This is a genomic window from Yeosuana aromativorans, from assembly GCF_014646655.1.
Classification (GTDB): Bacteria; Bacteroidota; Bacteroidia; order Flavobacteriales; family Flavobacteriaceae; genus Yeosuana; species Yeosuana aromativorans.
In genome coordinates this window covers 44590-57401 of record NZ_BMNR01000005.1, presented here as the reverse complement: position 1 = coordinate 57401, position 12812 = coordinate 44590, and the positions used below count along the sequence as shown (strand labels likewise).

Sequence of the window (12812 nt, the reverse complement as noted above, 5' to 3'; positions counted from 1 at the left end):
TATGAATAAAATCACTTTTTCTATTTTACTTGTCATTTTAATTCCATCTATATTTTTTGCACAAAATAACAAGGCTTTCATGCCGGACAATGATAAACCAAAAAAAATCAAAGGTTATGAGTTAGTTTGGCATGATGAATTTAATTATAACGGCAAACCTGATTCCTTAAAATGGAATCATGAAATAGGTTTTGTTAGAAATGAAGAATTACAATGGTATCAATCTGATAATGCTGTTTGCAAAAATGGTGTCTTGCTTATTGAGGGAAAAAGAGAGACCAAATTAAATACAGCATATGATTCCCTAAGTGAAAACTGGCGACTAAACAGGAAATATGCTAATTATACATCGGCTTCCATAAACACAGATAAAAAAGCAAGTTGGAAATTTGGAAGATTTGAAATTAGAGCCCGGATAGACTCCACAAAAGGCTCTTGGCCTGCCATTTGGACTTTAGGCGTTGATAAGCCTTGGCCAGCCAATGGAGAAATTGATATTTTAGAGTTTTACATTAAAAACAATAAACAAAGTATTTTAGCCAATGCTGCTTATTTGAATGATAAAAACGGACCGTTATGGGACAGCACGGTTATTCCTTTAAAATACTTCTTAGACCAAGACCCTAAATGGGTTGAGAAATTCCATGTTTGGCGCATGGATTGGGATAAGGAATCCATTAAGCTATATCTAGATGATTATTTGGTAAACATAATCGCACTAGAAGACACAATAAATCCGGATGGCTTTAACCCCTTTTTACAAAAACATTTTTTATTGCTTAATCTGGCCATCGGCTCTAATGGTGGCAATCCAGAAAACTCAAAATTTCCTATTCAATATGAAGTTGATTATGTTAGGGTTTATCAGAAGAAAGAATAAAAGAAGTGGTTCTCATGAAGTAATTAAAACAAAAAAGCCTCACTAATTAGTAAGGCCTTTTGTGATCGCGACAGGATTCGAACCTGTGACCGTCTGCTTAGAAGGCAGATGCTCTATCCAGCTGAGCTACGCGACCATATCATAAAAATAAAGCTTATTTAAAAACTAAATTCTATTATGATGCTCCAATTACAAATGGATTTTTGTATTTGGAGGTGCAAATATATAAATGTATTGTTAAGTAAAAAACATAAATCACAACATATTTAAGTCTTCTATGATAAAAATCATGTTTTGAAACAAATACATCATTTACTTTTAATATAGTTGATGAAATATGGTCATAAAAATTGTTTGAATTTTAATAATATAGACATTTTTATACAACCATATTTAATCCATACATAAGATATATAAAGCATAAAGAATGATTGCAACATTTCCTTTTTTTGCTGGATTAATAGCATCAATATTACATGTGATAACGGGACCGGATCACTTAGCTGCGGTCATGCCTTTTGCTGTTGAATCTAAAAAAAGAGCTTGGAAGATTGGACTTTCTTGGGGCATTGGCCATATAGTAGGTATGCTAGCTATTGGCATATTATTTACCGTTTTTAAGGGATTTATACCCGTTGAAAAAATATCTAATCACAGTGAGCAGTTGGTCGGCTTGGTACTGATTGGCATTGCGTTTTGGGCATTTTATAGGCTTTTTAAAAAACACAAAGAACATAAGCATCTTCATGTTCATGTGGAAAACAACCCTATAATCCACAAACATGAACACGTTCATACAACACATCAAACCCATAGTCACACGCATAGCAAAGACCTTAAACAAAATAGCTTCTCGTCATTTTCTATTGGATTTTTACACGGCTTAGCCGGAATTGCCCATTTTTTGCTTTTTCTTCCAGTTTTAGGATTCAAAAACCAATGGGATGCTATACTGTATGTGGTCGCCTTTGGCATTGGAATTATTTTGGCTATGACAACATTTGCAGTAATAATTGGAAAGATTTCATCTTTGGCAAAAAGTGGCCATAATGACTTATTTTTTAACGGAATTAGGTTAACCGGAGGCGTATTTGCTTTTGCAATAGGTGTGTTCTGGATTTTTAAACACTAACAAATCCTTGGAAGCTGTTCCCCCATAAGTGGACTCACAATACGTTTGCCACCTATATGGCTGTTCATGACTACTTTTCCTGAATGGTCTTTAGTAATCTCGCCAATACAAACCGCATTTTTCCCTTTATCATCCTTGCGCATCAAGTCAACAACCTCATCTGCAATGGAGGCTTCAACAATCGTTAAAAAAACACCTTCATTGGCTACATATAACGGATCTAATCCTAAGATTTCACAAGCAGCAGCCACTTGTTTTTCAATAGGCAATTTGTTTTCAAAAATTAATATGCCATTGTTTATATCGGTTGCTATTTCAGATAACACACTGGATAACCCACCACGCGTAGGATCTCTAAAAAAATGAATGTCTTTACCAAACCTATCCAACAAATCCTTTATCAAGAAATTTAAATTGGTTGTATCACTGATGATATCTGATTCAAACTCCAAACCTTGCCGTTGTGACATGATGGCCATACCATGTTGGGCTATCTGTCCGTTAAGAATGATTTTATCGCCTACCTTAATATTGTCAGTTGAAATATTGGCTTTTGGATGTACTTCCCCAAATCCCGTGGTATTTATAAAAATCTTATCGCCTTTTCCGCGTTCAACAACTTTGGTATCACCAGTAATAATTTGAACTTGACTTGTATCAGCCGCCTTTTTTATTGAATTTAAAATATCCCTAAACTCATTGATTTTCAATCCTTCCTCGATAATAAAGGCAAGTGATAAATATTTTGGTATGGCTCCGCACATAGCCACATCATTCACCGTACCGTTAACTGCCAATTCACCAATGTTTCCGCCTTTAAAAAAAATGGGGGACACTACAAAACTATCAGTGGAAATAGCTATGGGATTATTAAATTTCACAATGGAACCATCGTGTTTTTGATTCAAAAAAGGATTACTAAAAGTGTTAAATATCATGTTGTCCAATAAATCCCTGGTCATAAGTCCACCACTACCGTGACCTAGATTAATACTATCATACCCTAATTTTTGAATATCCATTATTTTAATGAGATTAAATTATTTGAAAAATGATAGTAAGCTGCACAAGCCCCTTCTGAAGAAACCATGGGTGCTCCTAAAGGATTTCCTGGATGGCATGCTTTTCCAAATTGACTGCATTCATAAGGTTTTTTAATACCTTTTAAAACTAATCCAGCAATACAATCTGAGTTTTCTGGTGCTTGAATTTCTGATACACCAAATTTTGATTCGGCATCAAATGCCTTAAACTCGCTTTTTAATACATAACCACTATTGGGTATCTCACCTATGCCTCGCCAACTTCTGTTTCCTATTTCAAACACCTTAGTTATGACATCAATAGCTGCTGTATTTCCTTCTTTTTTAACAACTCTTGCATATTGGTTTTCCACTTCATATTTACCTTGTTCCAATTGGCATACAGCCATATAAATACCTTGAACCAAATCAAGCGGTTCAAAACCTGTTATAACTATAGGGATTTTATATTTTTTTGAAAGCGGAATATACTCGTTATAGCCCATAATGGCACATACATGACCAGCTCCTAAAAACGCATTGATATTGCAGAATTCATCATCTAAAATGGCTTCCATAGCTGGTGGAACCAAAACGTGGGACACCAAAATGGAATAATTTTTTACCCCTTCTTTTTGGGCTTGTATAACGGACAACGCATTGGCAGGCGCTGTTGTTTCAAAGCCTACTGCAAAAAAAACAACTTCTTTGTCAGGATTGTTTTTAGAAATTGTGACGGCTTCTAAAGGTGAATATAGAATGCGCAGGTCTCCTCCATTGGCTTTGGCTTCCAAAAGGCTTTTTTTACTTCCTGGAACCCGAATCATATCACCAAACGAACATACAATCACTCCCTGTTCCAACAATTCAATGGCTTTATCTATCAAACTGAGTGGCGTCACACAGACTGGGCAGCCCGGACCATGAATCATCTGCACCTTTTCTGGAAGCAAATCCAATATCCCGTTTTTTACCAAGCCATGCGTTTGACCGCCACAAATTTCCATGATTTTCCAGGTTTTGGTAACGGTTTTCTCAATGAGTTTTAAATAGCTTTTGGTAGCTTCAAAATTTCTATATTCACTCAGATATTTCATTTAAGACTGTTTAATATTTAAATAATACATCATTTGCCCATGGGAAATATTCTCGTCATTTGGAGATAAGTTACAATTAAAATACAAGGTATAATCATTTTTAGCTATATTTTTCAACATATCAATAAGCATGGTGTTTTGAAAAACACCTCCACTTAACGCTATATGGTTTAGATTTTGTAAATCAGCTACTTGAAATACCAAATTCGCCAATGTGTATATAAAATTAACTATAACATCGCTTTTTGAGGCACCCCGTTTAAAATCTTCATACAGGTTCATTAATAATGTTTTTGTTGGAATCTGGCTATGTTCCAAAGCACTACAATACAGCTTACAATTTTCTATAGAATAATCTGTTACATAATTTTCCAGCAAAATAGCAGCCTCACCTTCATAGGTATTGTTATGGCAAATGTTCAACAATGAGGCAACCGCATCAAACAAGCGCCCAACTGAAGATGTTTTTAAGGTATTTTTCTTTTTAAGGGTTTTGTAAACTTTCCATTCTTCTTTAGAAAATTGCTTAGAGCAATGGCCTTCAATTTCTTCGTCTGCTAAAGAAAAAAGGGATAATCTGGGTTCCTTTGACATTTTATCGGCTGCTAACCAATCAAAATATTCAAAATGTGCAATCCGTTCCATTTTATTTAACTGGTACCGAAAAAATTCGCCTCCCCAAATCTGGCCATCATCTCCATAACCGGTTCCGTCCCAAACCACTCCCAAAATTGGTGCATCAGATTCAAATAAATTATGCTCCCCTAAAACCGATGCAAAATGAGCTTTATGATGTTGAATGTCATATTGTTTGATCCGCTTGTTTTTTGCGAATTCCTTGCCATATTGAGAACTATGGTAACTTGGATGTGCGTCTGTCAAAATCACAGTTGGATTTTGCTCAAAAAGGTCAATAAACTTAGAAACCGTCTCTGTAAATCGGTTATACACCTCAAAATTATCCAAGTTTCCCAAATACTGGCTGATATATAAATAATCATTTGGCAAAAAAGCAATCGTGCTTTTTAAATGACTGCCCATGGCCAAAATAGTTTCATCACTAATAACACTACCAAAAAAATTAGGTGCTAAGCCGCGAGAACGTCTAAAAATGACTTTATGGTCAAACTCTGGGCTAAACTTTATTACAGAGTCATCTTGGGAATGTGCTATTTCTAAATTATGATGCAAAAAATAATCGGCTATCCTGTTAAGTTCTGTTTTAGCAACTTCTGCCGAAGCGATAATGGGAGATCCATGAACATTTCCACTGGTAGCAACAATAGGTCGTTCCAGCTCATTGGCCAACAATTGTAAAATTCCCGAATAGGGCAACATAACTCCTATTTGGTTTAAATTTGGCGCCAAATCATCTACCATTAAATAGCCTTTATAATTTCCTTTTGGAATGATAACTATCGGGCTTTCACTTGATGTTAAAGCTCGTTCTTGATAGCCTGTGATTTCAAAATGATCCTTTAAAAGATTTAAAGATGGATACAGAATTGCCAATGGTTTATTGGGTCGGTTTTTTTTTAACCTCAAGGTTTTAATGGCTTCTTTGTTACTAGCATCACAACACAACAAATAACCGCCAGTATTTTTAATGGCGATACTATGTCCTTTTTTTATCAATGCAGCAACTTCCTTAAAAATGCTTGCTTTTGGAATGTTAAGCGAAACGCCTTCTGCATCTGTTAGATGGATTTGAATTCCACAGTTTGGACAGGAATTGGTCTGTGAATGAAAGCGTCTGTTACTGATATTTGAATATTCTTCTTGACAGGTCCCACACATGTTAAAATCCAGCATGTTAGTGTGCGCCCGTTCAAAAGGGAAGGTTTTTGTAATGGCCCATCGCGGACCGCAATTTACACAGGTTGTAAATGGATATTGAAAGCGTCTGTTATCTGAATCTGAAATCTCTTGCTTACAATCATCACAAATAGCAAAATCTGGAGTCAATTGAAGGTTTAATTTGCCTTCTTTTTGAGATGGAATAATTTGAAAGTCCAGAAATTCCTTAATTTCTGTTTCTGAAATAGTATGCGTCTGTATTTTTGAAACTTTTGGTGGATTTTCAATTAGATCGTTATAAAAGGAAAATATGTTACTTGTATTTCCTGTAGCATAAACAATAACGCCTTCTTCGTTATTGGAAACCGTTCCGGTTAGGTTGTATGAATTGGCCAACCCGAACACATAAGGACGAAAACCTACGCCTTGAACTTGGCCCGATATTAAAATCTTATAGGTTTTTAACATGCCAATACTGCTTGGTTAATGAATAAATTTAGGGCTTTTCTGGTTTAGTGTATTTGCCAATTGCAATATATTTTCAATAACCTTTGGAATAGCATTTTTAATAACTGTATTAATCTCAATTGTCATTGGATTGATTTCTTTGATAGAAATAGTAAACAAATAAATATCTGGTATGGTATCCATTAAATAGACAGCTTCAATCATATCTTTCAAACCCACATCATGAACACTCAAAGCCGAAGGAAAATCGGATGCAAATTTTGGTCTGATTAGTGAAACGGTACCTTCTGGTTTGCCGTCCATGGTTGCATCTACAAAAATGATGCTAGGATACGACTCAAAGCAATTCAGCAATAAAAACCCACCTGTGCCACCATCTAAAATATCTATGTTTTCTGGCAACGCCATTTTTGACATCTCCTGAATGACATGGACACCAATTCCTTCGTCACCCATTAAATAATTACCAACTCCCAATATCAATACCGAATTTGATTTATCTTTTTCATAAAAAAAGGAATCACTGCTTATGGCAATGGGTGTTCTTTCTAATGTCTTCATTTGCATTTATTTAAAAAGTAAATCCATTCAAATATCAAATAAAAATCTATTTGCTAAATGAATGAACTTACCTTGATTTTTATAAAACTACTTGGCCGCTACTATTTCCTTATCGTCTTTAATTTCTACCTCATCCTCATCATGGGCATGTTTAATACGCTCTTCTGAAACAAATTTATAGCCACCAAACATAGATGATACTTCTCCTCTGCCTTCCAACCAATCATGGTAAAATACCAAATAAATATGAACCATAGCAAAGAATATAAACAACCACATAGCTGTATGATGAATATTCCTGACCATAAAATCACCACCTAATAGAGGCGTAACCCAACTAAATAGTTTTGGCAACCACCAAGATGACATATCAGCATATAAGGCAAAACCCGTACAAACTTGAACCAATGCCAATACAAACATGACAATATATGATAAGGTTGCCACACTATTATGACCAATGCTTATTTTAGTAACATCCTCTTCTTTATCGTTCATGAGCATGATATCAATTTTCATGACGTGCCAGAAATTGTTCCAATTCTTTTTTGTGAAGGGCCAAAAGGCTCTCCAACTGGCAAATCGGTTTCCAACAAAAGCCCAATAAACTCTTAAAATCATGATAAAAAAGAATATATAAGCTGCCGTGAAATGTAAAAATCTAACAATGCCAAAAGAGTGTAAATTTGTTGCTTCTGAACTGGATAATATGGCCGGCGGATTTGCTATTAAAAATCCACTAAGCACCAATATTATAAGCGCAAGAACATTAATCCAATGAAAGATCCTAACGGGAATTTCCCATACGTAAACACGTTTAAAATTTCTAGTTTTTTCCATGATCTTTTAGTGTTCTAAATTTCGCAACTTCCTACATTTTGTACTTTAGAAATATGGTTGCCATGTTCATCATATAGATGTACGGCACATGCTAAACAAGGATCAAAAGAATGTATGGTCCTAATAATTTCCAATGGCAATTCAGGATCGGCAACCGGAGTTCCTAATAACGCAGATTCATAAGCAGAACGTTGTCCTTTAGGATCACGAGGTGACGCATTCCAAGTTGTTGGTACCACTTGTTGGTAATTTTCGGTTTTACCATCTTTAATTTTAATCCAATGTGCCAATGAGCCCCTTGGAGCCTCCATACAACCTACACCTTTAGCTTCAGATGGCCATGTTTTTGGTTCCCAAGATTCTGTATTGGCCATACGTTCATCTCCATTCTTAATGTTATTCATCAAGGTGTTATAGAATTCCATGGTCCAGTTGGCCACCAATTGTGTTTCAATGCCTCTAGCTGCTGTTCTTCCTAAGGTAGAAAACAATGCGTCAACAGGAACATCCAAATGAGCCAAGGCACCGTTTACAGCATCTTGGACTTCTTTATTACCTCTAGCATAAGCTACCAGTAAACGCGCCAATGGTCCAACTTCTACAGGCTGTCCCTGCCATCTAGGCGTTTTAACAAAACTGTATTTTTCTTCTACGTTTAAATGCTCATACGGTGGTTTTGGTCCTGTATAATTGATATTGGTCTCGCCTTCCCATGGATGTTTACCTTTATCATCGCCATCTGAGTAGTTATACCACGAATTATTTACAAATTCTTCTATGTCCCCGTTTCTATGGTCAACATCATAAACTTTGGATAAATCATTGTTTAAAATAACACCTTGTGGGAATTTAAAATTAGAAACATCTCCATAACCATTGACTGGAAAATCTCCATACGACATGTAATTTCCAATGCCTTTACCAATTGCTCCCCAATCCTTATAGAAGGATGCAACAGCTAATAAATCTGGTATATAAACCTGCTCGATAAACTCTTTGCCTTCTTGCAACAGTTGACCAACCATTGCTAATCGTTCAGCAGTTAATCCACCTGGGTTTTCAGTGTTAATTGCGCAAGCCATACCGCCAACTAAATAGTTAGGATGTGGATTTTTTCCGCCAAATATAGTATGGACTCTCACAATTTTCTTTTGCCATTCCAAAGCTTCCAAATAATGCGCAACACCCAATAAATTAACTTCTGCAGGCAATTTCATTTGAGGATGTCCCCAATAGCCATTGGCAAAAATTCCCAATTGGCCACTTTCAACGAATTTTTTAATACGTTTTTGTACATCTGAAAAATAACCTGGTGAACTTTTAGGCCAGCTTGATATACTTTGTGCTATTTCGGATGTTTTTATAGGATCTGCTTTTAGGGCATTTACCACATCCACCCAATCCAATGCGTGTAAATGATAAAAATGTATCGTATGGTCATGCATATATAACGCCCCTGCCATAATATTTCTTACCATTTCTGCATTTGGTGGAATGGTTATTCCTAATGCATCTTCAACAGCTCTTACAGATGCCAATGCGTGCACTGTGGTACATACGCCACAAGTACGCTGTACAAAAGCCCAAACATCTCTAGGATCCCTACCTTTTACAATTTGCTCAATACCTCTTACCATAGTACTAGAGCTGTAGGCATCAACTATTTTGCCGTCTTTTATTTCTGCTTCTATTCTTAAATGACCCTCTATTCTGGTAACAGGATCAACAACTATTCTATCTGCCATGTTTTTAAATTTTAAGAGTCAATATTATGTTCATTAGCTTTACCTCTATCTATTCTACTTTTCAGCTCCTTGCGTTTAGACACGTTTGCAGCTATGGCATGAACAGCAAGACCTCCGGCAATAACACCGGCTGCTACTTTACCAATATCGTCAGCTAGACCTTCTTCGTTAAAGCCGGGAACTTTGGCTATTCTTTTGTAGAACGGACCATTATCCCAGAAATTAGCTTCACTACAGCCAATACAACCATGACCAGACTGAATTGGATAACTTACGCCATTGTTCCATTTAATGGTTCCACAGGCATTATAAGTCATAGGTCCTTTACAGCCTAATTTATAGAGGCAATAACCGTTTTTGGCATTTTGGTCATCAAATGTCTCTGCAAATAAACCAGCATCGTAATAAGGCCGTCTGTAACAACTGTCATGGACACGTTTGGCATAAAAGGCTTTTGGCCTACCTATTCTATCAAGCTCTGGTAACCTTCCAAAGGTTACCATGTGGACAACAACACCTGCCATAACCTCACCAATAGGAGGACAACCAGGGACTTTTATAATGGGCTTGTTTTTAATTATTTTATGAATGGGTGTGGCATTGGTTGGATTTGGGCTAGCGGCTTGCACACATCCGTTGCATGCACAACTTCCCCAAGCTATGATGGCTTTTGCGCCTTCAGCAGCTTCCAATAATATCTCTTTTGCTGATCGTCCTGCTATACAGCAATAATTACCATCATCTCCTAGCGGCACGGATCCTTCAACACAGAGTATATATTCACCTTTGTATTTATCCATAGTAGCCTTTTTGGCAGCTTCAGCTTGATGACCAGATGCAGCCATTAAGGTCATGGTATAATCTAAAGAAACTTTATCCAAAATAATATCTGCGACAATTGGATGGTCTGAACGGATAAATGATTCGCTACAGCAAGTACATTCTTGAAAATGTTCCCAAATTATTGGAACTCTGTGTGTGGTTTCAAGTGCTTTGGCAACTTGACCAACCATGGTGGACTCTAAACCCATATAGGCCGTAATATACGTCGCAAACTTCATGAAATCCCTTCGGCTATACCCTTGCTTAATTATACTGTCATAATAGGTTTCTTTTTTTTCTTCTTTTTTTGTTGTCATGACTGAGTTTTGAATTAAAAAGAACTTAAGTGATTATAATCTAATATGTTGAACCTTTAAATTTATGTAATTAGGCACTTATAAAGCATGACAAAAGTCATGTTTATATCCAGTGTTTATTTTTAACTTTATTAGCTATAGTTATCCGTTTTAGAAACAGAAAACACCATGCATGAATTATCAGTCGCCTTAGGAATTGTCAAGATTGCTGAAAATGAAACCAAAAAAGCAAAAGCTAAATCTGTTGAAGTTATTGAACTTGAAATAGGTTTGCTGGCAGGAATTGAAATGAGTTCACTTGATTATGTATGGCCATCGGCTGTAAAGGACACTGTTTTAGAGCATGCAGAAAAAAAAATAACCTTTATACAAGGAAAGGCAAAATGTATCGATTGTGATACAGTTTTCAATATAAAACACCTTTACGATAATTGTCCAACCTGCCAAGGTAATTTTAAAGGCATTTTGCAAGGAAAAGAATTACGGGTCAAGGCCCTAGAAGTTGTATAACCAATAAATATAAATAGTATGTGCGGAACATGTGGCTGTAGTGATGGTGAAAATAAAGTTACCATTAAAAATCCAAAAGAAATTATAAGTCATAAACATGATCATCACCATCATGATAATGGACATTCACATAACCATGATCACCATCATGATAATGGACATTCACATAACCATGCACATTCCCATAATCATCACCATGAAAGAACAGTCTCTGTTGAACAAGATATTTTGCAGCACAATGATTTGATGGCAGCTAGAAATAAAGGCTATTTTGAAGCAAAGCATATTTTTGCCTTAAACTTGGTAAGCTCGCCAGGTTCTGGAAAAACATCCATACTTGAACGAACCCTAAAAGATCTAAAAGGCGAACTTGATTTCTATGTGATAGAAGGCGACCAACAAACCATGAACGATGCAGATAGAATAGCTGCTCTTAATATTCCTGTCATGCAAATAAATACTGGTAAGGGTTGTCATTTAGAAAGTGACATGGTTTATGATGCCGTAAAAAAATTAGATATAAAAGACCATGCCGTTTTAATGATTGAAAATGTTGGTAATTTGGTTTGTCCATCTATGTTCAATCTTGGCGAAAGCAAACGCGTTGTCATAATCAGTACTACAGAAGGTGTTGACAAACCCATAAAATATCCTGATATGTTTCACACATCAGATATCTGTATCATTAATAAAATTGATTTGTTACCCTATTTGAACATTGACCTATCTAAATTAAAAGAGTATGCCTTAAAAGTGAATCCTAGTTTACAGTTTTTTGAAGTATCTGCCACAACAGGAGAAGGTATGAAAGCATGGTACACTTGGCTTAAAACAAACAGAAAAAAATAAAATAAAAATTATGTGCTTATCCATACCTGGAAAATTGATTAAAATAACAGCCCAATTAGATGAAACTTTTAGAATTGGTAAAGTCTCCTTTGATGGCGTTATAAAAGACGTTAACCTTACCTTAGTGCCAGAAGCCAAAATCAATGACTATGTTATGGTGCATGTTGGAGCTGCCATTAGTATTGTAGATGAAATTGAAGCCAAAAAAACATTTGATATTTTAAAGCAACTGGGAGAATTGGAAGATCTTAATACCTTAGATATCAATTAAGGGCATTTTTAAATATAAAAAAACCTCTATAATTTAAAATTATAGAGGTTTTTTTGTCGGGGTGGCAGAATGAAATTAAATTTCACAAACCACTGTTTTTTAACGATTTAAACACTATTTCTCAAGAATAGCTCACCGAATTGCACACAAAAGTCTATATGAGCTCTTTAAAAACAAAATTTGTTTGTTTTTGGTTATATAAAGATACAAAATTTAACATTAAATATTATTTTGCATTAACCTTTTGTAATATACAATTTTTTAGTCGGAATTCAACTTTTGAAGTTAATCAAAAAAAATATTAATTTCAAAATCCTTTTTGATTTGAAATTATATTTTGCAATTCATTATAGCCCTCCATTTCTTTAGCGCTTTTTTCTTGTCTTTAAGTTTATAAAATGCATTGACTGAATTTAACCGTTATGGAAATGGCAGAGGGAAATGAAAGGAAATGACAATACAGAAGTTGATATTAGGATTAGAATACAGTAGAGCGAAGCA

The 12812-nt window shown here is 35.5% G+C and carries 12 protein-coding genes and 1 tRNA gene; 5 read left to right on the top strand and 8 right to left on the bottom strand.

Annotated elements, in window-relative coordinates:
- Nucleotide 1 precedes the first annotated feature (1 nt).
- Nucleotides 2-880, top strand: coding sequence for a glycoside hydrolase family 16 protein (locus tag IEW94_RS11600; RefSeq protein WP_188653182.1), 879 nt, complete (start codon nt 2-4; stop codon nt 878-880).
- Between the two features lie 62 nt (nt 881-942).
- On the opposite strand, the gene IEW94_RS11595 is transcribed toward IEW94_RS11600, so the two are convergent.
- Nucleotides 943-1016: transfer RNA gene (locus IEW94_RS11595), tRNA-Arg, on the bottom strand.
- Nucleotides 1017-1307: 291 nt separating this feature from the next.
- Between IEW94_RS11595 and IEW94_RS11590 the strand changes: the two genes are divergently transcribed.
- Nucleotides 1308-2012, top strand: coding sequence for an urease accessory protein UreH domain-containing protein (locus tag IEW94_RS11590; RefSeq protein WP_188653180.1), 705 nt, complete (start codon nt 1308-1310; stop codon nt 2010-2012).
- Here IEW94_RS11590 and hypE read toward each other — a convergent pair.
- The 7 genes from hypE to IEW94_RS11555 form a co-directional block, all read right to left on the bottom strand.
- Complete coding sequence (hypE, locus tag IEW94_RS11585) at nt 2009-3034, bottom strand: hydrogenase expression/formation protein HypE (RefSeq protein ID WP_188653178.1); 1026 nt, start codon at nt 3032-3034, stop codon at nt 2009-2011. The genes IEW94_RS11590 and hypE overlap by 4 nt on opposite strands.
- Nucleotides 3034-4131 carry a hydrogenase formation protein HypD gene (gene hypD / locus IEW94_RS11580; protein ID WP_188653176.1) on the bottom strand — a complete coding sequence of 366 codons (1098 nt, stop codon included), beginning with the start codon at nt 4129-4131 and terminating at the stop codon, nt 3034-3036. Before hypD ends, hypE begins: the two co-directional genes overlap by 1 nt.
- Nucleotides 4132-6396: a carbamoyltransferase HypF gene (gene hypF / locus IEW94_RS11575; protein ID WP_188653175.1), complete on the bottom strand. Its 2265-nt coding sequence runs from the start codon at nt 6394-6396 to the stop codon at nt 4132-4134. It lies immediately after the preceding gene.
- Between the two features lie 15 nt (nt 6397-6411).
- Nucleotides 6412-6957, bottom strand: a complete 546-nt coding sequence (locus IEW94_RS11570) for a hydrogenase maturation protease (protein WP_188653173.1) — start codon at nt 6955-6957, stop codon at nt 6412-6414.
- An 87-nt stretch (nt 6958-7044) separates the two neighbouring features.
- Complete coding sequence (gene cybH, locus IEW94_RS11565) at nt 7045-7797, bottom strand: Ni/Fe-hydrogenase, b-type cytochrome subunit (protein ID WP_188653171.1); 753 nt, start codon at nt 7795-7797, stop codon at nt 7045-7047.
- 14 nt (nt 7798-7811) lie between these two features.
- Nucleotides 7812-9542, bottom strand: a complete 1731-nt coding sequence (locus IEW94_RS11560) for a nickel-dependent hydrogenase large subunit (protein WP_188653169.1) — start codon at nt 9540-9542, stop codon at nt 7812-7814.
- An 11-nt stretch (nt 9543-9553) separates the two neighbouring features.
- Nucleotides 9554-10681: a hydrogenase small subunit gene (locus IEW94_RS11555; protein WP_188653167.1), complete on the bottom strand. Its 1128-nt coding sequence runs from the start codon at nt 10679-10681 to the stop codon at nt 9554-9556.
- Nucleotides 10682-10849: 168 nt separating this feature from the next.
- Between IEW94_RS11555 and IEW94_RS11550 the strand changes: the two genes are divergently transcribed.
- From IEW94_RS11550 to IEW94_RS11540, 3 genes are read left to right on the top strand one after another with little or no spacing between them, the layout of a single operon-like run.
- Nucleotides 10850-11191, top strand: coding sequence for a hydrogenase maturation nickel metallochaperone HypA/HybF (locus IEW94_RS11550; protein ID WP_188653165.1), 342 nt, complete (start codon nt 10850-10852; stop codon nt 11189-11191).
- 18 nt (nt 11192-11209) lie between these two features.
- Nucleotides 11210-12040: a hydrogenase nickel incorporation protein HypB gene (hypB, locus tag IEW94_RS11545; RefSeq protein WP_188653163.1), complete on the top strand. Its 831-nt coding sequence runs from the start codon at nt 11210-11212 to the stop codon at nt 12038-12040.
- A gap of 10 nt (nt 12041-12050) precedes the next feature.
- On the top strand, nt 12051-12311 hold the full coding sequence (locus tag IEW94_RS11540; protein ID WP_188653161.1) for a HypC/HybG/HupF family hydrogenase formation chaperone: 261 nt from the start codon (nt 12051-12053) through the stop codon (nt 12309-12311).
- The last annotated feature ends 501 nt before the right edge of the window (nt 12312-12812 follow it).

What these genes read in the sequence shown, in the direction of transcription:
- IEW94_RS11600 (WP_188653182.1), top strand. Translation starts at nt 2, where the DNA reads ATGAATAAAATCACTTTTTCTATTTTACTTGTCATTTTAATTCCATCT.
- IEW94_RS11590 (WP_188653180.1), top strand. Translation starts at nt 1,308, where the DNA reads ATGATTGCAACATTTCCTTTTTTTGCTGGATTAATAGCATCAATATTA.
- hypE (WP_188653178.1), bottom strand. Translation starts at nt 3,034, where the DNA reads ATGGATATTCAAAAATTAGGGTATGATAGTATTAATCTAGGTCACGGT.
- hypD (WP_188653176.1), bottom strand. Translation starts at nt 4,131, where the DNA reads ATGAAATATCTGAGTGAATATAGAAATTTTGAAGCTACCAAAAGCTAT.
- hypF (WP_188653175.1), bottom strand. Translation starts at nt 6,396, where the DNA reads ATGTTAAAAACCTATAAGATTTTAATATCGGGCCAAGTTCAAGGCGTA.
- IEW94_RS11570 (WP_188653173.1), bottom strand. Translation starts at nt 6,957, where the DNA reads ATGAAGACATTAGAAAGAACACCCATTGCCATAAGCAGTGATTCCTTT.
- cybH (WP_188653171.1), bottom strand. Translation starts at nt 7,797, where the DNA reads ATGGAAAAAACTAGAAATTTTAAACGTGTTTACGTATGGGAAATTCCC.
- IEW94_RS11560 (WP_188653169.1), bottom strand. Translation starts at nt 9,542, where the DNA reads ATGGCAGATAGAATAGTTGTTGATCCTGTTACCAGAATAGAGGGTCAT.
- IEW94_RS11555 (WP_188653167.1), bottom strand. Translation starts at nt 10,681, where the DNA reads ATGACAACAAAAAAAGAAGAAAAAAAAGAAACCTATTATGACAGTATA.
- IEW94_RS11550 (WP_188653165.1), top strand. Translation starts at nt 10,850, where the DNA reads ATGCATGAATTATCAGTCGCCTTAGGAATTGTCAAGATTGCTGAAAAT.
- hypB (WP_188653163.1), top strand. Translation starts at nt 11,210, where the DNA reads ATGTGCGGAACATGTGGCTGTAGTGATGGTGAAAATAAAGTTACCATT.
- IEW94_RS11540 (WP_188653161.1), top strand. Translation starts at nt 12,051, where the DNA reads ATGTGCTTATCCATACCTGGAAAATTGATTAAAATAACAGCCCAATTA.